Origin of the sequence: Mycobacterium sp. (genome assembly GCF_050701675.1) — a bacterium.
Classification (GTDB): domain Bacteria; phylum Actinomycetota; class Actinomycetes; order Mycobacteriales; family Mycobacteriaceae; genus Mycobacterium.
Genome location: NZ_JBOGDD010000209.1, coordinates 1 through 23561, shown reverse-complemented (window position 1 = coordinate 23561; position 23561 = coordinate 1). Strand labels below are relative to the sequence as shown.

Genomic DNA, 23561 nt, shown 5'->3' with positions numbered 1-23561 from the left:
CGTCGGCACCGCGGGTCAGATCCTGCAGAGTGCGGACGGCTTCGACGAACCTTCCGTAGTCGGGGCCGCCGTTGGCGGTCGGCACCGGGGGGTTGAATCCGCCGCCGGACTGCGGGTCCTTCGCGTCGGTGGCCACTCGCACACCGTATTGCCTGACCCGTCGGCAGCAGGGACCCCCACCCCTGCGTCTCGTCTGCAAGCGTCAACTACCGGTGCTGCTCAACGCCTCGAACTCGTCGTCGGACAGTGTCACCTCGGCCGCGGAGACGTTCTCGTCGAGGTGAGCGACGCTCGAGGTGCCCGGGATCGGGATCATCACCGGGGAGCGCTTGAGCAGCCACGCCACGGCGAGCTGAGATGGCTTGATGTGATGCTCGGCCGCGATGCGTTGCAGCGGTCCGCTCTCCGCGACGAGCGGTCCGGAGCCGAGCGGGGCCCACGGGATGAAGGCGATGCCTTGGGCCTCGCAGGCCTCCAGCAGCGGGTCGGCGTCGCGCTCGGCCATGTTGTAGCGGTTCTGCACGGACACGATCGTCGCGACCTTCTGCGCCGCCTCCAGTTGCTCGACGCTGATCTCGGACAGGCCGATGTGCCGGATCTTGCCTTCCTTCTGCAGCGCGGCGAGCTCACCGACCTGGTCCTCCGCGGGGAACTTGGAGTCGATGCGGTGCAACTGGAAAAGGTCGATGCGGTCGGTGCCAAGGCGCTGCAGGCTCATCTCGACTTCTTGACGCAGATAGGCCGGGAAGCCCAGCGGCGTCCACGCGTCCGGCCCCGTCCGCAGCAGTCCGGCCTTGGTGGCGATGACGAGACCATCCCGGTAGGGATGCAGCGCCTCGCGGATCAGTTCCTCGGCCACGTAGGGCCCATAGGAGTTCGCGGTATCGAAGAAGTCGATGCCGAGTTCGACGGCCCGGCGCAGAACGCGGATCGCCTCGTCGTGGTCCGCCGGTGGGCCCCAGATGCCCTTACCGGTGAGGCGCATGGTCCCGAATCCGAGGCGGTGGACGGTGAGGTCTCCGCCGAGAGTGAAGGTTCCGGATGCTTGAGCGACAGATTGGCTGGTCACATTTGAAGACGGTACGCCGAGACTGGCACTGTGAACCAGTGAGACTGAGCGACCTCGCCGACCTGTCCTTCACCTACCCGGAGGTCGGCGCGACGGCGGGTCCGCCACCGCCGGGCTACCACCATCTGCACGCGTCGGCGGTGATCGGCCACGGGCGAACGCGTTTCGAGGAAGCGGCCGCCGAGGTGATGCGGTGGGGAATGCTGCGTGGCGCAGGACTTCACGTCGACGCGACGACGGACGTCGCGGCCGTCGGGTCGGAGGTGATCGTCGGGCTGGGTCCGCTGCGGGCGCCGTGCCGGGTGGTCTACGTCGTCGCCGAACCCAATCGACGTGGCTTCGCCTACGGCACGTTGCCGGGTCACGCCGAGACGGGTGAAGAGCTGTTCGCCGTCCGGTACGACCCGATCGGCGAGGCCGTGCACGCGGAGGTCAGCGCGTTCTCACGGCATGGGACGTGGTGGAGTCGGCTGGCGGGTCCGATCACCTCGCTGGCACAGCGGCTGATCAGCAAGCGGTATCTGCGGGCGCTCTAGGGCGCCAATCTTCCTCGCCGATCCGCTGAGTTCGATTGCCCCAGTGGGCACTCCCAGCGCGACCATCAGTGCAGACTGATAAGTTGGGGCTGATGACTGCACACCGACCGGAACCCGACCGCGACCGCGCTGCCCGTGCGCTGTTCGTGAGCATGGGGTTGGTGCGACGCCAGCTACGCGCATCGGCCTCGCCCGGCGAGGTGACCTTCCCCGAGGTCGCCGCGCTCACGCGACTGGAGCGGGGCGGACCGGCGACGTCGGCCGAGTTGGCCCGCCTCGAACAGATCAGCCCGCAGTCGATGGGCGCCACGCTCGCCGGCCTCGAAGAGCGTGGGCTGGTCGCGCGTAGCGCCGATCCGGCGGACGGCCGCCGGGTGGTGATGTCGGTGACGGACGCCGGGCTGCAGATGGTCGGCAGGCGGCGCGATGCTCGCGTCGAGCAGATCGCGGCGGCCCTCGACGGGTTCACGAAGACCGAGTTGCAACAGATCCTGATCGCCGCACCATTGATCCAGCGACTGGCGGACGGTCTTCGATGAGCCAGGCTCCGACGAGGACCGCATCCACGGCAGCCCCCGCGGCGGCCGACCGCTACAAGTGGGTCGTCCTGACCAACACCACTGCCGCCGTGTTCATGTCGGCACTGGACGGTTCGATCGTCATCATCTCGTTGCCCGCGATCTTCCGCGGCATCGACCTGGATCCGCTCGCAGCGTCGAACATCGGCTACCTGCTGTGGATGATCATGGGCTACCGGCTGGTGCAGTCCGTGCTGGTCGTCTCACTCGGACGCCTCGGCGACATGTTCGGCCGGGTCCGCATCTACAACTCGGGTTTCACCGTCTTCACGTTCGCCTCGATCATGCTGTCCTTCGATCCGTTCACCGGTGGGCATGCTGCCATGTGGCTGATCGGCTGGCGGGTCCTGCAGGCCACGGGCGGTTCGATGCTCACGGCCAACTCCGCGGCCATCCTCACCGACGCCTTCCCCGCCGAACGCCGCGGGTTCGCGCTGGGTTTCAACCAGGTCGCCGCGCTCGCGGGTCAGTTCATCGGGCTGGTCGCAGGCGGACTGCTCGCCGCCTGGGACTGGCGCGCGGTGTTCTGGGTCAACGTGCCCGTCGGGATCTTCGGGACGATATGGGCGTACCGCAAGCTGCGCGAACCGGCAGGCGGCAGGCGTCCCGGCCGGATCGACTGGTGGGGCAACGCCACCTTCGCGGGCGGCCTCAGCGCGATTCTGATCGCGATCACCATGGGCTTGCAGCCCCAAGGTGGCCACCCCACCGGATGGCACAACCCCGTGTTGCACCTGGTGCTCGCGACCGGGATCGTGCTCCTGATCGCCTTCGTCATCATCGAATCGCGGGTGGCCGATCCGATGGTGCAGCTTGGGCTGTTCCGGATCAGGGCATTCGCGGCAGGAAACGCCGCCGTCCTCGCCTCGTCGCTGGCCCAGGGCGGGATGCAGTTCATGCTCATCATCTGGCTGCAGGGCATCTGGCTGCCCCTGCACGGGTACGACTACGCCGATACCCCACTATGGGCGGGCATCTTCCTGCTGCCGCTGACCGCGGGTTTCCTGGTGTCGGGGCCAGTTTCTGGCACGTTGTCGGACCGCTTCGGAACGCGCGGCATCGCGACGGCGGGGATGGTGCTGTTCGGCGCGACGTTCATCGGGCTGCTGATGTTGCCCATCGACTTCCCGTACTGGGCCTTCGCAATGCTGATCGCGGCCAACGGAATCGGCAGCGGCATGTTCGCCGCGCCGAACACCTCGGCGATCATGAGCAGCGTCCCGCCCGAGCAGCGTGGAGTGGCCTCCGGCATGCGTGCCACGTTCCTCAACTCGGGTACCGCCCTGTCGATCGGGGTGTTCTTCTCGCTCATGGTGGCGGGCCTGTCGTCGCGATTGCCGGAGGCGATGTCCAGCGGACTGATCCAGCAGGGCGTCCCGCCTGGCATCGCACACGACGTCGGCGCACTCCCCCCGGTCGCGACGCTGTTCTCGGCGGTACTCGGGGCGAACCCGCTGGAGCACCTCCTGGCGCCGAGCGGCGCGCTGGCCGCTCTGCCCGCCGCCAACCAGCAGGTGATCACCGGTAGCGAATTCTTCCCCCACCTGATCGCGGACCCCTTTCAACACGGCCTGGCCATCGTGTTCATCGCCTCGGCGATTCTGGCCGCGCTGGCCGCGTTCGCGTCACTCATGCGGGGACCGCGGCGCTGACGTCGAAGAGCAGTTGATTGGGAAGGTCGAGCCATGAAGGTGCACCACCTCAACTGCGGGTCGATGGACTCGCCGGGAGCGCCGGTGATCTGTCACGTGCTCCTGGTCGAGACCGATGACGGTCTGGTACTCGTCGACTCGGGCTTCGGCCTTCAGGACTGCGCCGATCCGAGCCGGATCGGATCCTCCCGCCATCTGCTGCGCCCGCGATTCGACGTCGAGGAGACGGCGGCGCGCCAGGTGGAGCGCCTCGGCTTTCACCGCGAAGACGTCCGTCACATCATCACGACTCACTTCGACATGGACCACATCGGCGGTATCTCCGACTTCCCAGACGCTCAGATTCACGTCACCGCCGCCGAGGCATTCGGCGCGTTGAAGGGGCCGACCCGCGGCGAGCGGGTCCGGTTCCAGCCCGCGCAGTGGGCGCACCGCCCGAAGATCGTCGAGCACGATCCCAACGGCGAGAAGTGGCGCGGGTTCGCCGCCGCAAAGGAACTCGAGACCATCTCCCCCGGCATCGTCCTCGTCTCGTTGCCCGGTCACACTCGCGGGCACGCGTGCGTCGCCGTCGACGCCGGCCACCGCTGGGTGCTGCACTGCGGTGACGCCTTCTACTACGCGGGCACGGTCGACGGACTGTCACCGATTCCGCTGCGCATCAAGATCACCGAGATGGTTGTCGCCTTCGACCGAAAGGTAGTGCGCGACAACCATGCCCGTCTGGCCGAGCTCTACGGACGGCAGGATCCGGATCTGTTGATCATCTCGGCGCATGACCCGAACCTGCTCTCCCACGCGGTGGCGACCAACGCGTAGCACCCGTCGCCACCCGGTGTGACCAAGTCCTGAATCAGGCGATGGCGCCGGAGTCCTTGAGCTTCTCGATCCGGTCCCAGTCGATTCCGAGCTCCATCAGAACGACCTCGGTGTGCTCGGAGGCCTGCGGAGCGCGCGTCGTCTCCAGCGGTTCGTGATTGAACTGGACAGGGCCGCGGACCACCTTGAACGGTGCGCCACCGTCGCTGGCTTCGACCTCGACGATCATGTCGTTGGCGATGGCCTGTTCGTCTCCCGCGAGGTCGAGGAGGCTCTGGAACGGCGCCCACTGCCCCTTCATCGTCTTCAGGTGCTCACGCCAGTAGTCGAAGGGCTTGCTCCGGATCGACTCTGCGATCAGCTCGGCAGCCGCGGCAGCATTGCCGATGAGCGGCATCACGTCGGAGAAGCGCGGGTCGTTCGCGGCTTCGGGCAGACCGAGGTGTTCGAACGCGTCGCGTATGTAGCCGGTCGGGCTGACGATGCACAGGTTGATGGTTCCGCCGTCCGAGGTGAGGTAGTTGCCGAGGAACGGGTTCACCGTCGGGCCAACGGCATTCGGCATCGGCGAACGCATGGTCTCACCGGTCTCCATGCCCTGGGTCACGCTGGCGCCCGCCGCCCACCACGCGGTGCTCAATAGCGAGACGTCGATCTCCGCCGTCTCCCCGGTGCGCTCCCGATGAAACAGGGCGGCAGAGATCCCGCCCGCGATGTTCATGCCGCCGATGGAGTCACCGAACGCCGGAATCCCCTGCGACAGTGCGCCGCCGAGTTCCTCCGGGGTGAGCGCGTGGCCGACGCCGCTGCGCGTCCAGAACGCGGTGCCGTCGAAGCCACCGGACAGTCGCTCGGGCCCCTTGTCGCCGTAGGCGCTACCGCGGGCGTAGATGATGTTCGGGTTGGCCGCGCGGATGTGTTCGACGTCGAACTTGTTCTTCTGGCGCTGTGCAGGCAGGTAATTGGTCAGGAAGACGTCGGCGGTCTTGGCGATCTCGTAGAGGACTTCCTGGCCGTCGGGGGTGGACACGTCGATACCGACGCTGCGCTTGCCGCGGTTGGGATGTTCGATGAGTGGGTGGCGGTTCGGGTCGAGTTGAAAGCCGCCCATGTTGATGAACCCGCGCTGAGTGTCCCCGCGAACGGGATGCTCCACCTTGATGACGTCGGCGCCCCAGTCCGCGAGGATCGCCCCCGCCGCGGGCACGAACGTGAACTGGGCTACCTCGAGGACGCGGACGCCCTGCATCACCTTCATCGACTTCGCTTTCCTCACCCGTCGTCCTGAAACTCTTACCGTATCGGCCATGGTAGTGGTCATCCGTGGCGCGCCGGGGGGTGCGGGTCGCGGTGCCCTACGTGGGCAAGGTCAGCGCCGGGCGGAGCCGCTCCGCCCCGATCTCGGCGCGAGCCGCCAGGTCAAGCCCGAGCGTTGCCGCGTAGTCGATCAGCCCAGCGACGTCCACTGCGTACGGGGCGGGGCGGTCGACGGAGGCAAGGCCGCCCGATGCCCGGCGAAGCACGGCGATCGCGCCGTCGAAGTTGTCACGCTGGACGTGGGTGATGCCGACCGCGAGCTGAGCCAGCCCCTGCCACAGCGGTTTCTCGTCGACGGGACTGCTCTTCCAGGCAGCCTCGAGCACTTCGTGCGCGTGGAACGCCAGGCCTTGATCGATCAGACGTTGGGCGTAGGCGAGGAATTCCACCGGCGACAGGTCGATCTCGTCCGGGATGCGCGGGACGCCTTGACTGCCGTAGGGCAACGGTCGTCCTAGCGCATCGCGGGGGCGCGTGCTTCGAGGACGGCCCGATTCGTCGCGGTCACGCTCGGCCATGCGCTCCATCATCGCCGAGTGCGGTCACTGGTAGTGCCGCGGCCGCCAGAAGCCGAGATACTGATGCCATGCCTGATCGCAATGTACTGGGCGGCCCATTGGATCCGTGTGGCACCGACCCGCTCACCGGGTTCCATCGTGACGGGTGCTGCTCGACGGGGCCCGAGGACGTCGGTCTGCACACCATCTGCGCCGTCGTCACCAGCGAGTTCCTGGAACATCAACGCTCGATCGGCAACGACCTGTCGACGCCGATGCCGCAATACCGGTTCCCCGGTCTGGTGCCAGGGGACCGCTGGTGCGTCACGGCGGTGAACTGGATGCGGGCCCAGCAGGACGGCCGCGCCGCCCCGGTCGTGCTCGCCGCCACCCACGAGCGCACCCTCGAGGTGGTCCCGCTGGAGGTGCTGCGCGAGCACGCCGTCGACGTGCCGGACGACTTGAGGAACCTCTGACCAGGTCAGTCAGCCGATGCCGCCCGGCCCGAAGAAGTCCGTCTCGACGGCACCCTTGGCGAAAACCGGATGGACGCGGACGTATTCCTCGACGCGCACGACGGATTCGGTGAGTCCACCGTCCGCCGAGAACATCCGCAGGAGCATGGCAGCGTCGGCTTGGCTGGCGTGCGCCGCCAGCGCCCGCAGCTTCTGCTCCCAGAACGCAGCGACGTCGATGGTCGTGGTGATCGCCGCGTCGTCGATGCCCATCTCCTCGGGCGGCGCCCACGCGTCGTCACCCAGCGCGGCGCGGACGGCGGACCGGGCCGCGCGCAGCCGACTGGCCGACATCGCGATGTAGTAGAGGCGCGGAACCCGCGATTCGGGCTCACCGTTGGCGACGACGTTCGCGTGCGCCGCGACGACGACGTCGTGGGTGCGGACGTGGTCGGGGTGACCGGACAACCCGTTGGGCGGGTAGGTGATCAGCACGTCGGGTTGGTGTAGCCGCAGGAGCCGGACGATCTGCGTCACCGTCGGCATCATCGGACCTCGGCTGAAGGACTCCACGCCCTCTCCTGCGGCCTCGGCTGCCCCGGAGTCCGGATGACCGAGCTTCACGACGACGTGCACGCCCAGCGCGGCCGCGGCCGCGTCGAGTTCACCCGAGCGATGCGCAGCGACCCGTCGTGGGTCGTGGCCGGGCTGCCCGGGTTTGGCGCCGCCGGCGGCGTCCCCCTGCGAACCGTCAGTGCAGGTGACGAGGATGGTTCGGCATCCCGCGGCGCCATACCGGGCCAGGGTGCCTCCCGTCTGACTTGATTCATCGTCGGGGTGGGCGTGCACGATCATCAGCACGGGCGGCTGCGATCCGGAAGCGTTCATGACTGGAGTATCGCCCGCCGGGGTATTGGCATCACCGTGCGCCGATCTCTTCGAACCCGGCTCGCAGCGGCCGACACTGCTGGTAGGACGAGTGGTGACGTGCCGGTACGACGCCGGTGCGCGATCATCGAACACGCCGGCCGGTGAATCTCTGCCCGACCCGGTAGGAATGGCATGGACGCAGTGAGGCGTTGTCCCTGTGGCCGCGAAGGAAAGTGAGAACGTCCGTGTCGAGTGTCTCGAGCCCGCTTCATCTCGCCGTCGCGTTGGACGGGACGGGGTGGCATCCCGCGTCGTGGCGTGAGCCCGCCGCCCTTCCTGCCGACCTGTCCACGCCTCGATACTGGACCGAGTTGGTCACCGAAGCCGAGCGAGGTCTACTCGACTTCGTCACCATCGAAGACGGCCTGGCCCTGCAGTCCGAGGACCCGCTGCACACCGACGATCGGACCGACCGCGTCCGCGGCCGCCTCGATGCCACGCTGATCGCCTCGAGGGTCGCACCGCGCACCCACCACATCGGTCTGGTGCCAACGGTGATCGCCACCCATACCGAGCCCTTCCACGCCTCGAAGGCCATCGCCACCCTCGACTACGTCAGTTCCGGTCGCGCGGGGGTGCGCGTTCAGGTGACGGCAAGCCCGGACGCGGCGGGGCACTTCGGCCGGCGGAGCGCCGCCGACCTGCCCACCGATGGCCTTCTCGACGAAGCCGCCGACTACGTCGAGGTCGTCCGACGGTTATGGGACAGCTGGGAGGACGACGCCGAGATACGCGACGTGGCCACCGGCCGATTCATCGATCGCACCAAGCTGCACTACATCGACTTCGAAGGCGCCCGCTTCTCCGTCAAGGGCCCGTCCATCACACCGAGGCCGCCGCAGGGACAGCCGATCGTGGCCGCTCTCGGTCACGGTGAGGCCGCCCATCGGCTCATCGCGGCAAGCGCCGACGTCGGCTTCGTGACACCCCACAGCGCCACCGAGACGGCGAACGTCGTCGAGGCCATCGCGGCATATCGGAGCAGCGGGTCACCGGTCCGGGTGTTCGCCGACCTGGTGGTCTTCATCGACGACACCGCGGACGCGGCAGCGTCGCGCCTGCGGCGGCTCGACGACGCAGCCGGAGGCGAATTCGTCAGCGACGCGGAGGTTTTCACGGGCACGCCGCAACAGCTGGCAGACCTGCTGCAGCAGTGGCACGCCGCAGGCGTCGCGGGGTTCCGGCTGCGCCCGGCCACCTTGCCCCACGATCTGCTGCAGATCACCGACGGATTGGTACCCGAACTGCAACGACGCGGAGTCTTTCGCACCACCTACAGCGGCCTCACCCTGCGCGACACACTCGGTCTCGCACGCCCCGCCAACCGCTACTCGACCGCCGGAACGACGACCTAGGACCCCGCATGACCAAGCCAGTCAAGCAGATTCACCTCGCCGCACACTTCCCCGGTGTGAACAACACCACCGTGTGGAGCGATCCCGCGTCGGGAAGTCACATCGACTTCAGCTCCTTCGTCCACTTCGCGCAGACCGCCGAGCGCGGCAAGTTCGACTTCATGTTCCTCGCCGAGGGGCTGCGCCTTCGCGAACAGGGCGGTGAAATCTACGACCTCGACGTGGTCGGCCGACCGGACACCTTCACCGTCCTGGCGGCACTGGCGGCCGTGACCGACCGACTCGGACTGACCGGCACCATCAACTCGACGTTCAACGAACCCTACGAGGTAGCACGACAATTCGCCTCGCTGGACCACCTCTCCGAGGGTCGCGCCGCCTGGAACGTGGTCACGTCCTGGGATGCCTTCACCGGACAGAACTTCCGCCGCGGCGGATACCTCGCCGAGGACCAGCGCTACGAACGCGCCGAGAGCTTCCTGGAAGCCACGCACACGCTGTTCGACTCCTGGCACGGCGATGAAATCGTCGCCGACAAGGACACCGGGGTCTTCCTGTCCGACCCGAGGGCGGGGTCCTTCGCCTACTCGAACGCGCACTTCGACATCAGCGGTCGTTTCAACGTCCCCCGCAGCCCGCAGGGCCGACCCGTGATCTTCCAGGCGGGCGACTCCGACCACGGCCGCGAGTTCGCCGCTTCCGCTGCCGACGCGATCTTCTCGCGACACGGCACCCTGGAGGACGGCCAGGCGTTCTACGCCGACGTGAAGGGACGCCTCGACAGGTACGGACGCCAGCATGATCAGCTTCTGATCCTGCCGGCCGCGACGTTCGTCCTCGGCGACACCGATGCCGAGGCTGCAGAGATTGCGCACGACGTCCGACTCGCGCAGGTGTCGCCGCAGACGGCGATCAAGTTCCTCGAGCAGCTCTGGAATCGGGATCTCTCCGACCACGATCCCGACGGTCCCCTACCGAAGGAGGATCCGGTCGTCGGCGAGAACACCATCGCGCGTGGCCGGGCCAGCGTTCGGATGCACCGCGACCCGGTGGCAACGGCCAATGAGTGGCGGGCCAGGGCCGAAGCCGAGGGGTTGTCGTCTCGCGAGCTCATCGTCGAGGTCACGGGGCGCCAGAACTTCGTCGGGTCTGCGGACACGGTCGCCGAGAGGATCAACCACCTGGTGCAGGCCGATGCCAGCGACGGATTCATTCTGGTCCCGCATGTCACGCCGGGCGGCCTCGACCCATTCGTCGACCGGGTGGTGCCGCTGCTGCAGGAGCGCGGTGTGTTCAGAAGCGACTACGAGGGAACCACACTGCGCGATCATCTCGGTCTGACCCAGCCGGCCAGGGCCGCCGCACCGACGGGAGCCTGAAGCAGCGGCTAACCGGAATTTCGGGGGGCGCGGACTACGATCGAGGTTTGCCGGATCCGCCAAAGGACGCTGCCGTGTCAACCACCTCTGCACCCGCGACGTCGCCTCGCAGAGCCAGCGACGCGCCGCCGTTTCGGGCAGCCCTGGTGCTCGGCGCGCTCGGCATCGTCTTCGGCGACATCGGGACCAGCCCGATCTACACCCTGCAGACACTGTTCGATCCCACCGATCCGCACCCGGTGCCGATCAGCATCGACAACGTGTACGGCGTTGTGTCGCTGATCTTCTGGTCGGTGATGATCATCGTCACGCTGACCTACATCACGTTGGTGATGCGGGCCGACAACGACGGTGAGGGCGGCATCATGGCGCTGATCACCATGTTGAGGCACGGGGCGGCGACGCGGGGCCGCCGCACGGCGATGACGTTGGCCGCCCTTGGTCTCTTCGGGGCGTCCCTGTTCTTCGGCGACAGCATGATCACCCCCGCCATCTCGGTGTTGTCCGCCATCGAGGGCATCAAGGTCGTCACACCCGACCTGGAACGCTGGGTGGTGCCGATCACCGCGGTGATCATCGTGGCGCTGTTCATGGTGCAGCGCCACGGCACGGCCAAGGTGGGGCGATTCTTCGGGCCGGTGATGGTCCTGTGGTTCGTCTCGATCGGCGCCTGCGGAGTCAAGGGCATCGTCGGCCATCCGGAAATCCTCAAGGCCCTGTCGCCGACGTATGCACTGTCATTCATGTTCGGGCACTTCCACATTGCCTTCTTCGCACTGGCCGCGGTCGTCCTCGCCGTCACCGGGGCGGAGGCGCTCTACGCCGACATGGGCCACTTCGGCCGCCGGCCGATCGCCCTGGCGTGGCTGTTCGTCGTCCTGCCCGCGTGCGTGCTCAACTACTTCGGGCAGGGGGCGCTGATTCTCGGCGACGAGAGCTCGGTCAGTGCGCCGTTCTTCCTCCTGATCCCCCCGTGGGCTCGACTTCCCATGGTGCTGCTCGCCACCGCCGCGACCATCATCGCCTCGCAGGCAGTGATCACGGGCGCGTTCTCGGTGGCGTCACAGGCGGCCAAGCTCGGCCTGCTGCCCCGGCTGCGAATCGTGCACACCTCGGCGTCGGCCTACGGTCAGGTATACGTTCCAGCGATCAACTGGATGTTGATGGTGTCGGTGCTGATCTTGGTGTTCGCCTTCGAGAGTTCGGCCAAACTGGCCTACGCCTACGGCATGGCCGTGATCGGCACCATCACGATCGTGACGCTGCTGTTCTTCTACCTCGCCCGCACCCGCTGGGGCACTCCTCTGTGGTTGGTGGTGATCGGCGGGGGCTCCCTGTTGCTCGTCGACCTGCTGTTCCTGGCGGCGAATCTCACCAAGCTGGTCCACGGGGCGTGGCTGCCGTTGCTGATCGCCATCACGACGTGGACGGTGATGATGACGTGGGAGCGTGGCCGTGGCATCGTCACCCGCGCGCGCGAGGAGGTCGAGGGACCCCTTCGCGAATTCATCGACGGACTCTCCACGTACGACCCGCCGTTGGCGCGCGTGCCAGGCACGGCGGTGTTCCTGAACCGCGGGAAGGAAACCGCCCCGCTCGCAATGCGTGCCAACGTGGAGCACAACCACTCTCGCCACCGGCACGTGGTGATCATGTCGATCGAGACGGTGCCGGTACCACGCGTGCCGGACGACGAACGGATGGAGGTCGACGCGCTCGGCTATGCCGAGGACGGAATCGTCCACGTCACCGCGAGATTCGGCTACATGGAGGCGTCGAACGTGCCCGACGCCCTTCGCCTGCTCGATCCGGACGAGACGGAGGGGCGAATCGACGTCGACGAGGCTTCCTACTTCCTGTCGAAGCTGGAGCTGGTGGCCGGTCCGGAGCCCACCATGGCGCCGTGGCGCAAGCACCTGTTCATCGCCACCTCATATCTCACCGCCGACGCCGCCGACTTCTTCCACCTGGCGTACGACCGGACGGTGATCGTGGGATCGCGCATCGAATTCTAGGTGCGGGCGGCCTGCTACGTCCTGGCCAGTACGGCTCTTCCGATGGGCGACGGCCTCCCCGTGAATCGCTCGCGGAGAGTCGATTCCGAGTAGGCGGTGCGGAACAGACCGCGCGAGCGCAGGATGGGAACCACCTCGTCGACGAAGATCTCCAGACCGTCGGGAAACACGTCGGGCATCAGGTTGAAGCCGTCGGCTGCGCCAGCGAGGAACCAGCGCTCGATCGTGTCCGCCACGTCCTCCGGCGAACCGACGATCACCCGGTGGCCCGCGCCGCTGAACTCGCGGACGGCCTGCCGAAGAGTGAGGTTCCCATTCTCGATCAGGCGTACCACCGACTCCCGAAACCCCAGCGAGGCAGGGAACTTCGACGGATCGGTGACGTCTCCGAGCAGACGCGCGGGCACTGGCTCGTCGAGCGGAAGTGCGGACACGTCCTCGCCGAGCACCTGGGACAGGCGGTCCAGGTCGTGGTTGTGCGGCAGCAGCGCGTTCTGCTCGGCGTACCGCCGCTCGGCCTCGGCGCGGCTACTTCCGATCGTCGTGATGAGCCCGGGCAGGATCTTCACGTCGTCTCGGCGCCGACCGTGCGCCAGTGCGGAGTCCTTGACGTAGCGGTAGTGCTCGATGCCCGCACCGAGATCCAGTTCGGCGCTGAACACGGCATCGGCCACGCGTCCTGCCAGATCTCGTCCCTGCGGCGAGCCGCCCGCCTGCACCAGCAGTGGATGGCCCTGCGGTGACGGACCCTGTGGCAGGGACCCGACCACGGTGAAGAACTCGCCGTGGTGGTCGATGCCGCGGCCGCTGACGTTGGCCGCGTCTCGCCAGAGCGCAAGCACCACGTCGACGAACTCCGCGGCTCGCCGGTAGCGCGTCGGCCGGTCCGGATAGTCGGCAAGGCCGAAGTTGGCTCCTGCCGGAGGCGAATACGTGGTGACCACGTTCCACGCCAGTCGGCCACCGGAGAGTTCGTCGAGACCCAGCAGTCGGTGGGCCAACTCGACCGGGTCGTTGAAGGTCGACGACAGCGTGCCGATGAGCCCGAGGTGTTCGGTCTCGGCGGCGACCGACGCCAGGATCACGCTCGGCTCCAACGCCTGTGAGGGGCGCAGTGTCGGATGGTCGCGCAATGCGGGGCCGTCGGCGAGGAACAGCGCGTCCAGCGTCCCACGCTCGGCGACCTTGGCCATGCGGACGTAGTAGTCCGGGTTCGCGAACGACGTGGGCGGTTCGCTGCTGCGTCGCCAGGAGCCGGTGTGGATGCCCAGATTGAGGACGTTGACGTTGAGGATCAGTTGGCGGTCGGCTGGGGTCACAGTCTGCCTCCCGGGTTCGGCACGGTGTCGAAGGCCACGGCGTGAGCGGACAGGTCGGGTGCTGCGCGGACCGGTAATCGCAGCCGATCCCGCAGGGTGCCCTCGCCGGGACCGTCGATCACCGCTCGCAGTCGCGCCGCGGGCAGCGCCCGGTCCAGGACGGAGTCCAAGTCCTCCGGCGCGAGTCTGAGCGACACCCCGACCACGCCGGGCGTACGGGCGAGTCGGTCGAGGGCGGAATCGATCGCCGCGGCGGAGCGCAGTCGAACCACCGCCTTCGCAGTCTCGGGAATCGGTTCGCCGTCCTCCACGATCACCAGATCCGCTTCCCCGGTTGCAGTTTCGTGCCCGAGTGCTGCCTGCTGCCACACCGGCAGGTCTCCTTGCGACGAGCCGGGAACGTTCAACGGACCGCTGATGGCGTAGCCGCGACGGACGTCGGCGCGCCGGATCCGAGTCGCGTCCGCGAAGATGCCTGTCGAGAGGTCCCCCACAATCGACTCGAGCGGCCAGGTGCGCCACAAGGTCCGCACCGCCGCGATCGCATCGGCAGTGTGAGTGGCATCGAGTACGGCTCCGGTCCACGTGTCGGTCGCTGCGTTGAGGGCGAGGCCGTGGTCGTAGTCCAGTGCCAACCAGCCGACCCGCCCGTGCGCGGCGTGGTCCACCGAAACCAGCCGACGCGCCAGGTTGTACGGATGGTCGCGGTGAGCGGCGCCGGCGACGACGATCCCGAGGTGGGTGCTGTGCCGCGCGGCGATGGTCGCGACGAGTGACGGGTCGAGGCTGTTCGCCGAACGACCGACGGCCTCACCACGCTCGGCTCCGATCACCCAGTACGCCACGCCCGCCGATTCGAGCCGACGGGCCAACCCCGCGATGCCCCGTGCGGGCCGATCTGCGGCACCATCGCCACCGAGCCCGTCGCCGACGACCTCCACCCCGACCGAAAGTGAGACAGCCATTCCCTGCACGCTAGCCCGCCCGGTCCGTGCTGCAACGGGTTGCGATCAGGCCAACTCGAAGTGCTCAAATACCAGTCCCGCCAACAGTTAAGGAGAGATGAACTGTCGAACTTAAACTCCTAAAGGTAGGAATCGTTGCCGACGCGGGTGGCCAGCGAATACCTTTCGGCGGTGTTGAGTTTCGCGCTGCGGCGGGTCGGTCAGTCGATCATCGTGATCGCCCTGGCGTATACGGCGGTGTTCTTCGTCCTCAACGTCCTGCCGGGGAACCCGATCGAGACACAGATCTCGAACCCGGAGAACCCGATCTCCCACGATGACGCGCAAGCCCTTCGCGACTACTACCGGCTGAGCGACCCCGCCATCGTGCAGTTCGGCGTTTCCGTTCAGCGCTTGTTCACCGGAGACCTCGGCTATTCACTCAACAGTGGGCAGTCCGTGGCACGGCTGCTCGCGCAGGCCCTGCCCTCGACACTGTCGTTGGCCGCCGTCGCCTTCGTGATCGCGGTGGCGCTCGGATTCGTCATCGCACTGAGCGCGGTGTTCGCGCCGTGGCCGTCGGTTCGGGAACTGGCGCGGTCACTACCGCCTGCCTTCCTGTCCATCCCCGTCTTCGTGACGGGACTCCTCGCCCTGCAATTCTTTTCGTTCAGTCTCGGCTGGGTGTCGGCCGTCCGGGACGAGGGTCTCTCGTCCACGGTTCTGGCGGCATTGCCGCTGGCCCTGCCAGTCGCAGCGCCCATCGCGCAGATCCTGATTCAGGGTCTGAGCAATGCGGCCGGCCAGCCCTACGTCGAAGTGTTGCGTGCCAAGGGGCTTGGCAATGAGCGGGTCATCTTCGGCCATCTGGTGAAGAACGGGTCGATTCCCACCGTCACCATGGTGGCCATCACGGTGGGCGAGCTGCTGGCCGGGTCGGTCATCACCGAAACCATCTTCAACCGCACGGGAATCGGATATCTCACCGAAACCGCCGTCCGCAACCAGGACACCCCGATCATTCAAGCGGTGGTCATCACCGTATCGGTGACCTTCGTGGTCATCAATCTGGCGGTCGACGTGCTCTACCCGCTCATCGACCCCCGCATCGACCGGACCGGCGGTACGTCGTCTCCGTCGGGCCGCACTCGTGCCACCTCCGACGTCGAGGCGGTGCCCGCATGACCGTCGCCGATGCCCGCCCGACGGTGGCCGTTGCCCGCCTCACCCGTCCGCTACGGGTGAACGTGTGGGACCTGCTGGCGGTGTCGTTCCTGGTGCTCGTCGCGGCGATGATCATCGCGCCGTCGGCGATCGCACCCTACGACCCGCTGCAGGAGAATCCGAACCTGCCGCTCGCCGGACCCAGCCTGGCTCATCCATTCGGCACGGACTACATCGGCCGCGACCTGCTGAGTCGTGTCATCGCAGGCACCGGGGCCACCATCGCCGGTTCCTTCATCGCGGTGGTCATCGGGCTGGTCGTCGGGACCGTCCTCGGCTTGCTGGCCGCCTACTTCGGCCGCGCCGCCGACAGCATCATCAGCCGCATCGTCGACGTCCTGTTGTCGATTCCGACCCTCCTGCTGTCGATCACCATCATCATGGCACTCGGCTTCGGCACGGTGAACGCGGCGATCGCCGTGGGGGTTTCCTCGATCGCGGTGTTCGCCAGGCTCGCCCGCTCCGAGGTGTTGGCCACCCGGAACCTGCCGTTCGTCGAGGCCAGTGAACACCTCGGGGCCAGCCATCTGACGTTGTTGTTCCGCCACGTGCTGCCCAACTCGTACTCGGCCGTGCTGTCCTTGGCGGCACTGCAGTTCGGCACCGCGATCCTGGCCATCGCCTCCCTGAGCTTCCTCGGCTACGGTGCGCAGCCGCCGGAACCCGAGTGGGGACTGCTGATTTCGGAAGCCCGCAACTACATCAACTCGGCCCCCGGGCTGGTGTTCTTCCCGTCGCTGGCGATCGTGCTGACCGTGATGAGCCTGTCACGGCTCGCCCACCTCGTTCGAAAGAAGATCGGTTGACATGAATGCTCCTGCGCTGCTGACGGTTTCCGGCTTGACGGTCGAGTACACGCCGAAATCGCACCGTGGCCCGATCACCGACCGCGGTCCGGTGGTGCGCGACGTCTCCTTCGACGTCGAGGCAGGCAAGGTCGTCGCCATCGTCGGTCAGTCCGGCTCAGGCAAGTCCACGATCGCACGCGCGATCCTCGGTCTGCTGCCGGACAACGGGCACGTGACGTCGGGGCAGGTCAGCATCGACGGAACTCCGGTCACCGGCCTGTCGCAGCGGGACTGGCAGCGCCTGCGCGGCGACTCCATCGGCTTCGTGCCCCAGGACCCACTCGGGTCCCTCGACCCCCTGAAGAAGGTCGGTGACCAGGTCGCCGAGGTTCTGCTAGTGCATCGAATCGCGGACAGGCGCGATGCGCAGCGGCGGGCAGTCGAGCTGCTCGACCGGGTCGGCATCCACGAGCCAGGGCGCAGGGCGGCCAACTACCCCCATCAGCTCTCCGGAGGACAGCTGCAGCGGGTGCTGATCGCCATCGCCATCGCAGGCGACCCCAAGCTACTGATCGCCGATGAACCGACGTCCGCGCTGGACGTCACCGTGCAACAGCGCATTCTCGAACTCCTCGACGAGCTACGCAGCGAGCGCCGACTCGGCGTCGTGTTCATCACCCACGACCTCGCCCTCGCCGAGCACCACAGTGACCACGTCGTGGTCCTGCGCGACGGGCAGGTTCGCGAAACCGGACCGACCATCACCGTTTTGACCCACCCCGAGGACGAGTACACCCGTCAACTCATCGCCGACGCCCCCGCACTGTCACCGGAGAAGTATGAACGGCCGCAAGAGTTTCAGCGCCCGTCGTCGGTGAAGAGCGCACCGCCCATCCTGCGGGTGAGCGGGTTGGAGAAGCGATTCGGCGACCACCGGGCACTCGACGACGTCTCGTTCGACGTCCACCCTGGAACGGTCCACGCCCTGGTGGGTGAGTCCGGGTCAGGCAAGACCACCGTGGCGAGGGTGCTCGCCGGTCTCACCGACTTCGACTCCGGTGAAGTCCGGGTCGACGGAGAGCTCCGTGGGCCGCACTCTCCGCTCGGCGCCACCCGGCAACGCGCGCAGGCGCGCAAGCTGCAGATGGTCCACCAGAATCCGCTGGCCGCACTGGACCCCCGGTTCACCATCGGCGATGCCATTGCAGAACCCTTGCGAATCAACCGCATCGGCTCACGTTCGGAACGTAGGGACCAGGTGGTGCATGCACTGGACCGCGTTGGGCTTCCTGCCACCCTCACCGACCGCAAGCCGCGGGAGATCTCGGGCGGGCAGCGGCAGCGCGTCGTGCTCGCGCGTGCACTGGTTCTCCAGCCGTCCATCCTGGTCCTCGACGAGCCCACCTCGGCGCTGGACGTCACGGTGCAGGCGCAGGTGGTGGATCTGCTCATCACCCTTCAGCGGGAACTCGGGCTGACGTACCTGTTCGTTTCGCACGACCTCAGCCTCGTCCGCCAGATCGCCGACGAGGTCAGCGTGCTCGAGAAGGGACGTCTGGTCGAGACCGGATCCGTCGCCGCGGTCTTCGGAACACCAACGGCGGCCTATACGCAACGCCTTCTCGACGCCGTTCCCGGCGCGCCGGCGCGGGCCGCATGAGGATCACCCGGGCGCTTGCGATCGCACTGGTCCCCGCACTGCTGGTCACGTGGGGTCTTGCCGGGTGCGGCAGCGATCGTCCCGGGGCATCGGGGGCAGGCGCGACCCGCGGTGGCGACCTGACCTACTTGGACGCCGAGGCCCCCGCTTCCCTGCAGATTCAGGTGGGCTACTGGCAGAACAGCCTGCTGAAGGATCAGCTGCTCGATCGCCTGGTCTACCAGGATCCGAAGACCTTCCAGTACGTACCGTGGATCGCCGAGAAGTGGACGGTCGACGGTGCGAAGCTGGTGTACGACTTCACCATCCGCGACGGAGTGACCTACAGCAACGGGCAGCGGCTGGACGCCGAATCGGTGCGGCGCAATCTCGAGTGGGAAGCCAACGGGGACAAGCCGAAGGGCATCCCCCGCAACTCATACTTTCCGAAGGTCACGTCGATCACGGCGGACGAGGCGCGTCGCACGGTGCGGGTCACGCTGGCCGAGCCGTATGCGGCGTTCATTCCGGTGCTGTCGTTGAACTCGTCCGGACTGGTCGCCGACGCCACGATCGACGCCAGCAAGGAGCGGCAGTCGGTCATCACCAACCTGATCGGGTCCGGACCGTTCTACGCGGAGTCGGAGATCCCGGACAAGAAGATCGTGCTCGCCAAACGCCATGGTTATGACTGGGCACCGGCCACCGCGCCGCACCAGGGCGAGGCCTATCTCGACACCGTCACCGTGATCCCCGTGACCGAGGACAGCGTCCGGGTCGGAGCCTTGCGCGCCGGACAGGCCGACGCAATCCGGTACGCGCAGCCCCCCGACGAGCGGCTGTTGCAGCGCGAGGGTTTCGACGTGCGGGGTCTGCGGACGCCGGGGATGGCCAATACCATCGACGTTCGCCAAACTGCCCCGTTCATGCGAGACGTCAACGTCCGCAAGGCAATCGGCTTCGGCATCGACCGCAACGAGATCCTGCACACCCTCTACACCGACAATTGGAAGCCCGCCCAGAACATCGTCACCAGGAACTTCCCCGGCTATACCGACCGCAGCGACGCCGTCCGGTTCGACGCTAGCGAGGCGATCCGCCTGCTCGAGGCATCGGGGTGGACCCACGTCGACGACGACGGCTACCGCGTCAAGGACGGGCAGGAGCTGTCCGCGAAGATCTACGTCGACGTCTACGACCACACTTCCAAGCCGATGTACGAACTCATTCAACGGCAGCTGCGCCGCATCGGCATCAAGCTGGTGATCCGCCAGACCGACTTCGCGAACTATCCGACGGCCAGCATCGAGGACTCGGTGGGCTTGCGGCGCAACGGTTGGCCGACGGCGGACCCGGTGCGGTTGTGGCAGAACTACGACAGCAAGGGTGGCGACCTGTATGCGCTCAAGGGTTCTGATCCGGCGATCGACCGGATGCTGCGCGCCCAGATCAGCGCCACGGATCCCGCTCGACGACTGCCACTGCTGAAGCAGTACAACGACTACGTCATCGACAACGCGTATTCGATACCGCTGCTCGAAGACACGCAGATCTTCGCCGTCGCACCACGGGTCAAAGGCTTCGCGAACGCAGCCAACTCGGTGCCGTGGTTCTACAACGCCTGGATCGACGACACGAAAGCAGGTCCCGGAGGGGCCGGAAGGGATTGACGGAGTTGACCACTGAACTGGCACCACATCAACCGTCGGCTCGTGACGGGAAGGATCTGGACGACGTCCTCGCCGCCATCGCGACGGACTATCAGCTGCGGCTGCGTGACGGCGGGCACGAGCCACCCGCTGCCGGGCTTCGACTGGTCCGCGAACACGGTTTGGGTGCCGTGCGACTCGCCAGCGAACACGGTGGCCCGAACTACACCGTGCCGGAGTTCTTCGGCTTCGTCATCGCACTGGCCGAGGCCGATCCCGATCTGGCGCACATCCTGCGCGTGCACTATTCGATAGTGGAGGAACTGCAACGTGTCCCCCGACGCCCCGGCCGCGAGCGCTGGATCTCGCTGGTGGGCGACGGCAAGCTGATCGGCGGCACCAGCTCGGAGCTGAGCAGCGCCAGGGTTGGCGGTCAGAGCTATGACACGAAACTGGTCAACCACGCGGCCGGGCTGCGCCTGACCGGCCGGAAGTTCTACAGCACCGGCGCCCAATTCTCCGACTACCTGCGAGTCAGCGCGGAGGACGAGAACGGTTCGCCGGTAGGGGTATACATTCCCGCCGACCGCCCCGGGGTCGTTCACGTCGACGATTGGGACGGCGTCGGCCAGCGTCACACCGGCAGCGGCACGACCGTCTTCGAGGACGTCGAGGTGGCGCCCGACGAGGTCATCCGGCTCGGCACCAGCGTGGGCGTCGATCGTGCTCGGGGTGCACTGGTTCAGCTGTACCTGCACGCCATCGCCGCAGGGATACTTCGCAGCCTGACGAGCGAGGCCGCGGCGCTGGTACGAAACCGGCATCGTACGTACACGTTCGCAACGGCCGACACTCCTTCCGCCGACCCGCAACTGCTGGAGATCGTCGGTGAGATCGACGCGGTCGCCTACGCGGCGGAGTCACTGGTCCTCGGCGCGGCAGCCGAACTCGCCTCGGCCCTCGACGCGGCGCGTGACACCGGAATCGACTCTGAGCTCGAGGCCAGGGCGTCGATCGCCGCAGCACGGGTCAAGGTCGCGATCGAAGAGCCGGCCCTGCGTGCGGCGTCACGGATCTTCGACGCCGGTGGCGCATCATCGGTTCGGGAGGCGACGCACCTGGACCGGCATTGGCGAAATCTGCGAACCCTGTTCTCGCACAACCCGACCGTCTACAAGGCACGGGTACTCGGCGACATCGCCGTGAACGGGGCGGCCCTGCCCGATTCGGGATTCTTCTAAGCACCGCGTCGGCGCGTGTGGATCTAGCGACCGCGCGGTGTCGCCGCCTGGCGCCCGGTGGTGCTGATCTGAGTCATGATGCGATCGATGATGACGTTGCAGATGTCGCCGTTGTCGGCGTGGCGGCTGAGGCCTCGACGGCGAAGGAAGCCCTCGAGGCGTCGCTCAATCGGCCAATTCGCATACTCGTCGCCGCGGTAGGCCGAGTTCACGAACTCCCGTGTGAGGGAATGAACGTCAGAGTCGGTCACGAACGGTTGATCGCCGCCGCTCGCGGTCATGTCCGCTTCCTGAGCGCCGAATTCGACCGCTGGCCTACCACCGCGGGTAGCGATGTCACGTTGATCGACAGGTGCTCACCGAGTGCATGGACGGCGGGCCAGTCGCCGGCGCGGGCAGCTCGGGCAAGGTCCTCAACCAGTGGACTACGGGTGCCCAACTCCGCCAACCATCCTGACACCGTGGTAGCGATCTGGTCACCGGGTACGCGCACCGAACGTCCGTCGCGCAGCCGGTCGGTGACCTGATAGATCGTCACTTCCTGGCTGCTCGTCCGGGTGATCCATTTGCGGTGGCTTCTCAGCGAAGTCAAGTGCTGTCCTCACGCGGAGCAGTGCGCCCGTCATACCATTTCACTTTGGTAACACTGCTTCACAACAGTCACAGTTGCAACGGGATTAGGTCACGATACGCACACTATGCGTGTCCTGCGTGGTTGCCGTGCGATCTGTGTGCGGGCACGCGAGGCGTTGCCATCGACTTCAGGCTTAGGCGAGGCTTAGGTGTAATCACCCATGCTCAGCGGGACGGCAGGCCCAGGCGCACGAGTTGATCGCGCAGCCGGTGCCTGCCCGAAAGCGATTGCGGGCCGGCCAGCCGGGCCAGTACGCGCTCGCTCCAGTTGCCGGGCAGCCCGAACCGCGTGTTATAGGCCGCCAGTCGTTCGTCATACGTCGGGATGTGTGCGTCGGCGACCTCGGCCACGTACTGCTCGCGGTGCAGGACGGCGTCCTGCGGCAATCTCGGTTTGATACCGGCGTTCTCGGTCGGGTCGGGTGTGCCGACCGCCAACCCGAACGTCGCGACGGCGTGCGGCGGCAACGCCAACTCGGCGGCGATCTCCTCCGGATGATTGCGCACCGCGCCGACGAAGACCGTTCCAAGGCCCAGTGATTCGGCGGCGACGACGGCGTTCTGCGCCGCCAGCGCGGTGTCGACGAAGCCGATGATCGTGGTCTCGAGATAGTCCGCGCCGTCCAACGGCGTGCCGGCGCGCTCGGCGAGCCGACGTGCGCGGCCGAGGTCGGCGACCCAGACGAGGAACAGCGAGGCCTCGTTGATGAACTGCTGTTCGTTGGCCAGCTTCGCCAAGCGCGCCTTGCGTACTGGGTCACGGACCGCGATCACGCTCCACGGCTGCAGGTTCGACGAGGTCGCCGCAGACTGCGCGGCGGCGACCACAGCCGAGAGTTGCTCGTCGGTGACCGGCTGGGGCGCGAACTTGCGCACGGAGCGGTGTGCAAGCTGCAGCGCAAGTGTCTCGTTGTGGATCCCCAGCGCCGCGTCACGATCGCCGTACCGACTGATGACGGTCACGAGTTGTCTGCTGTTGCGGCGACACCCACTGCCGGTGCTTCCGTACCGAGGTTCTCGGGTCGGATCGAGCGGTTCCCCGCCACCTGAGCGGCGATGGTCTCGAGTCGCCCCAATTGGTCGTCGGTGAGCACCACGTCCAGGGCGCCGACGTTCTCGCGCAGATATTCGGTGTGACGGGTGCCGGGGATCGGCACCACGTCGGTTCCGCGCGACAGCACCCACGCCAGGGCGACCTGACCCGGCCGCACCCCGATCTCGGCGGCGATGGCGGCGACGTTGTCGGCGAGGGCACGGTTGCGGTCGAACGCGTCGCCCGCGAAGCGCGGATGCCTGCGGTGGGTATCGCTGACGTCTGCCGGTGTCTGAACGCGTCCGGACAGCCATCCGCGCCCCAGCGGAGAATAGGGCACGATCCCGATGCCCAGCTCGCGGGCCAGCGGGACCGCATCGTCCTCGATATCCCTGGTGAACAGTGACCATTCGTTCTGGATCGCGGTGATCGGGTGAACGGCGTGGGCCCGGCGCAGTGTCTGCGGGCCCGGCTCGGACAGCCCGATGA

23 protein-coding genes and 1 pseudogene are annotated in these 23561 nt (G+C 67.2%); 13 read left to right on the top strand and 11 right to left on the bottom strand.

What is annotated here, in order from left to right; genetic code table 11:
* A pseudogene (locus ACRDUX_RS06110) lies at nucleotides 1-136 on the bottom strand (PaaI family thioesterase); the annotation flags it as partial.
* 66 nt (nucleotides 137-202) lie between these two features.
* Nucleotides 203-1069, bottom strand: coding sequence for an aldo/keto reductase (locus ACRDUX_RS06105; RefSeq protein WP_526412000.1), 867 nt, complete (start codon nucleotides 1067-1069; stop codon nucleotides 203-205).
* Between the two features lie 38 nt (nucleotides 1070-1107).
* On the opposite strand from ACRDUX_RS06105, the gene ACRDUX_RS06100 reads away from it, so the two are divergent.
* The 4 genes from ACRDUX_RS06100 to ACRDUX_RS06085 all read left to right on the top strand — a co-directional run bounded on the left by ACRDUX_RS06100 (nucleotide 1108) and on the right by ACRDUX_RS06085 (nucleotide 4654).
* A complete protein-coding gene (locus tag ACRDUX_RS06100; RefSeq protein WP_526411998.1) occupies nucleotides 1108-1605 on the top strand; it encodes a DUF1990 domain-containing protein in 498 nt (165 codons plus the stop codon).
* A gap of 92 nt (nucleotides 1606-1697) precedes the next feature.
* Complete coding sequence (locus ACRDUX_RS06095; RefSeq protein ID WP_526411996.1) at nucleotides 1698-2144, top strand: MarR family winged helix-turn-helix transcriptional regulator; 447 nt, start codon at nucleotides 1698-1700, stop codon at nucleotides 2142-2144.
* A complete protein-coding gene (locus ACRDUX_RS06090) occupies nucleotides 2141-3835 on the top strand; it encodes an MFS transporter (protein ID WP_526411994.1) in 1695 nt (564 codons plus the stop codon). Before ACRDUX_RS06095 ends, ACRDUX_RS06090 begins: the two co-directional genes overlap by 4 nt.
* 33 nt (nucleotides 3836-3868) lie before the next feature.
* A complete protein-coding gene (locus tag ACRDUX_RS06085) occupies nucleotides 3869-4654 on the top strand; it encodes an MBL fold metallo-hydrolase (protein WP_526411992.1) in 786 nt (261 codons plus the stop codon).
* 34 nt (nucleotides 4655-4688) lie between these two features.
* Here the strand turns inward: ACRDUX_RS06085 and ACRDUX_RS06080 are convergent, their stop codons facing one another.
* Both ACRDUX_RS06080 and ACRDUX_RS06075 read right to left on the bottom strand, forming a co-directional pair.
* Complete coding sequence (locus ACRDUX_RS06080; RefSeq protein ID WP_526412001.1) at nucleotides 4689-5903, bottom strand: CaiB/BaiF CoA transferase family protein; 1215 nt, start codon at nucleotides 5901-5903, stop codon at nucleotides 4689-4691.
* A 106-nt stretch (nucleotides 5904-6009) separates the two neighbouring features.
* Nucleotides 6010-6489 (bottom strand): DUF309 domain-containing protein, encoded by a 480-nt coding sequence (locus ACRDUX_RS06075; protein ID WP_526411991.1) that lies wholly within the window; start codon nucleotides 6487-6489, stop codon nucleotides 6010-6012.
* Between the two features lie 68 nt (nucleotides 6490-6557).
* Between ACRDUX_RS06075 and ACRDUX_RS06070 the strand changes: the two genes are divergently transcribed.
* Nucleotides 6558-6944: a DUF2237 family protein gene (locus ACRDUX_RS06070; RefSeq protein WP_526411989.1), complete on the top strand. Its 387-nt coding sequence runs from the start codon at nucleotides 6558-6560 to the stop codon at nucleotides 6942-6944.
* Between the two features lie 9 nt (nucleotides 6945-6953).
* Here the strand turns inward: ACRDUX_RS06070 and ACRDUX_RS06065 are convergent, their stop codons facing one another.
* Complete coding sequence (locus ACRDUX_RS06065) at nucleotides 6954-7811, bottom strand: PIG-L deacetylase family protein (RefSeq protein WP_526411987.1); 858 nt, start codon at nucleotides 7809-7811, stop codon at nucleotides 6954-6956.
* 227 nt (nucleotides 7812-8038) lie between these two features.
* On the opposite strand from ACRDUX_RS06065, the gene ACRDUX_RS06060 reads away from it, so the two are divergent.
* The 3 genes from ACRDUX_RS06060 to ACRDUX_RS06050 all read left to right on the top strand — a co-directional run bounded on the left by ACRDUX_RS06060 (nucleotide 8039) and on the right by ACRDUX_RS06050 (nucleotide 12602).
* Nucleotides 8039-9208 (top strand): LLM class flavin-dependent oxidoreductase, encoded by a 1170-nt coding sequence (locus ACRDUX_RS06060; RefSeq protein WP_526411985.1) that lies wholly within the window; start codon nucleotides 8039-8041, stop codon nucleotides 9206-9208.
* An 8-nt stretch (nucleotides 9209-9216) separates the two neighbouring features.
* Nucleotides 9217-10587 carry an NtaA/DmoA family FMN-dependent monooxygenase gene (locus tag ACRDUX_RS06055; protein WP_526411983.1) on the top strand — a complete coding sequence of 457 codons (1371 nt, stop codon included), beginning with the start codon at nucleotides 9217-9219 and terminating at the stop codon, nucleotides 10585-10587.
* Between the two features lie 74 nt (nucleotides 10588-10661).
* The gene (locus ACRDUX_RS06050) at nucleotides 10662-12602 is read left to right on the top strand and encodes a potassium transporter Kup (RefSeq protein ID WP_526411981.1); all 1941 of its coding nucleotides are present in this window, start codon (nucleotides 10662-10664) and stop codon (nucleotides 12600-12602) included.
* A 14-nt stretch (nucleotides 12603-12616) separates the two neighbouring features.
* Here the strand turns inward: ACRDUX_RS06050 and ACRDUX_RS06045 are convergent, their stop codons facing one another.
* Both ACRDUX_RS06045 and ACRDUX_RS06040 read right to left on the bottom strand, forming a co-directional pair.
* A complete protein-coding gene (locus tag ACRDUX_RS06045; RefSeq protein ID WP_526411979.1) occupies nucleotides 12617-13921 on the bottom strand; it encodes an NtaA/DmoA family FMN-dependent monooxygenase in 1305 nt (434 codons plus the stop codon).
* Nucleotides 13918-14886: an LLM class oxidoreductase gene (locus ACRDUX_RS06040; protein ID WP_526411977.1), complete on the bottom strand. Its 969-nt coding sequence runs from the start codon at nucleotides 14884-14886 to the stop codon at nucleotides 13918-13920. The genes ACRDUX_RS06045 and ACRDUX_RS06040 overlap by 4 nt, the downstream gene beginning before the upstream one ends.
* A gap of 135 nt (nucleotides 14887-15021) precedes the next feature.
* Between ACRDUX_RS06040 and ACRDUX_RS06035 the strand changes: the two genes are divergently transcribed.
* The 5 genes from ACRDUX_RS06035 to ACRDUX_RS06015 are packed head-to-tail and all read left to right on the top strand — an operon-like array spanning nucleotide 15022 to nucleotide 21406.
* Nucleotides 15022-16050 carry an ABC transporter permease gene (locus tag ACRDUX_RS06035; protein WP_526411975.1) on the top strand — a complete coding sequence of 343 codons (1029 nt, stop codon included), beginning with the start codon at nucleotides 15022-15024 and terminating at the stop codon, nucleotides 16048-16050.
* Nucleotides 16047-16895: an ABC transporter permease gene (locus ACRDUX_RS06030; protein ID WP_526411973.1), complete on the top strand. Its 849-nt coding sequence runs from the start codon at nucleotides 16047-16049 to the stop codon at nucleotides 16893-16895. Before ACRDUX_RS06035 ends, ACRDUX_RS06030 begins: the two co-directional genes overlap by 4 nt.
* 1 nt (nucleotide 16896) lies before the next feature.
* Nucleotides 16897-18537, top strand: coding sequence for a dipeptide ABC transporter ATP-binding protein (locus ACRDUX_RS06025; RefSeq protein WP_526411971.1), 1641 nt, complete (start codon nucleotides 16897-16899; stop codon nucleotides 18535-18537).
* Nucleotides 18534-20186 (top strand): ABC transporter substrate-binding protein, encoded by a 1653-nt coding sequence (locus tag ACRDUX_RS06020; protein ID WP_526411969.1) that lies wholly within the window; start codon nucleotides 18534-18536, stop codon nucleotides 20184-20186. Before ACRDUX_RS06025 ends, ACRDUX_RS06020 begins: the two co-directional genes overlap by 4 nt.
* 5 nt (nucleotides 20187-20191) lie before the next feature.
* Nucleotides 20192-21406 (top strand): acyl-CoA dehydrogenase family protein, encoded by a 1215-nt coding sequence (locus tag ACRDUX_RS06015; protein ID WP_526411967.1) that lies wholly within the window; start codon nucleotides 20192-20194, stop codon nucleotides 21404-21406.
* A 23-nt stretch (nucleotides 21407-21429) separates the two neighbouring features.
* Here ACRDUX_RS06015 and ACRDUX_RS06010 read toward each other — a convergent pair whose 3' ends face one another.
* The 4 genes from ACRDUX_RS06010 to ACRDUX_RS05995 form a co-directional block, all read right to left on the bottom strand.
* A complete protein-coding gene (locus tag ACRDUX_RS06010) occupies nucleotides 21430-21687 on the bottom strand; it encodes a hypothetical protein (RefSeq protein ID WP_526411965.1) in 258 nt (85 codons plus the stop codon).
* A complete protein-coding gene (locus tag ACRDUX_RS06005) occupies nucleotides 21684-21944 on the bottom strand; it encodes an Rv2628 protein family (RefSeq protein WP_526411963.1) in 261 nt (86 codons plus the stop codon). Before ACRDUX_RS06005 ends, ACRDUX_RS06010 begins: the two co-directional genes overlap by 4 nt.
* Before the next feature lie 260 nt (nucleotides 21945-22204).
* A complete protein-coding gene (locus ACRDUX_RS06000; protein WP_526411961.1) occupies nucleotides 22205-23002 on the bottom strand; it encodes an NADPH-dependent oxidoreductase in 798 nt (265 codons plus the stop codon).
* On the bottom strand, nucleotides 22999-23561 hold a 563-nt coding region (locus tag ACRDUX_RS05995; protein WP_526411959.1), incomplete at its 5' end, for an aldo/keto reductase. The genes ACRDUX_RS05995 and ACRDUX_RS06000, both read right to left, overlap by 4 nt.

Bases quoted from the DNA above. Each gene is read 5' to 3' on its own strand.
- ACRDUX_RS06070 (WP_526411989.1), top strand. From the start codon at position 6,558: ATGCCTGATCGCAATGTACTGGGCGGCCCATTGGATCCGTGTGGCACC.
- ACRDUX_RS06075 (WP_526411991.1), bottom strand. From the start codon at position 6,489: ATGGCCGAGCGTGACCGCGACGAATCGGGCCGTCCTCGAAGCACGCGC.
- ACRDUX_RS06095 (WP_526411996.1), top strand. From the start codon at position 1,698: ATGACTGCACACCGACCGGAACCCGACCGCGACCGCGCTGCCCGTGCG.
- ACRDUX_RS06065 (WP_526411987.1), bottom strand. From the start codon at position 7,811: ATGAACGCTTCCGGATCGCAGCCGCCCGTGCTGATGATCGTGCACGCC.
- ACRDUX_RS06085 (WP_526411992.1), top strand. From the start codon at position 3,869: ATGAAGGTGCACCACCTCAACTGCGGGTCGATGGACTCGCCGGGAGCG.
- ACRDUX_RS06030 (WP_526411973.1), top strand. From the start codon at position 16,047: ATGACCGTCGCCGATGCCCGCCCGACGGTGGCCGTTGCCCGCCTCACC.
- ACRDUX_RS06040 (WP_526411977.1), bottom strand. From the start codon at position 14,886: ATGGCTGTCTCACTTTCGGTCGGGGTGGAGGTCGTCGGCGACGGGCTC.
- ACRDUX_RS06080 (WP_526412001.1), bottom strand. From the start codon at position 5,903: ATGCAGGGCGTCCGCGTCCTCGAGGTAGCCCAGTTCACGTTCGTGCCC.
- ACRDUX_RS06010 (WP_526411965.1), bottom strand. From the start codon at position 21,687: ATGACCGCGAGCGGCGGCGATCAACCGTTCGTGACCGACTCTGACGTT.
- ACRDUX_RS06090 (WP_526411994.1), top strand. From the start codon at position 2,141: ATGAGCCAGGCTCCGACGAGGACCGCATCCACGGCAGCCCCCGCGGCG.
- ACRDUX_RS06055 (WP_526411983.1), top strand. From the start codon at position 9,217: ATGACCAAGCCAGTCAAGCAGATTCACCTCGCCGCACACTTCCCCGGT.
- ACRDUX_RS06025 (WP_526411971.1), top strand. From the start codon at position 16,897: ATGAATGCTCCTGCGCTGCTGACGGTTTCCGGCTTGACGGTCGAGTAC.
- ACRDUX_RS06020 (WP_526411969.1), top strand. From the start codon at position 18,534: ATGAGGATCACCCGGGCGCTTGCGATCGCACTGGTCCCCGCACTGCTG.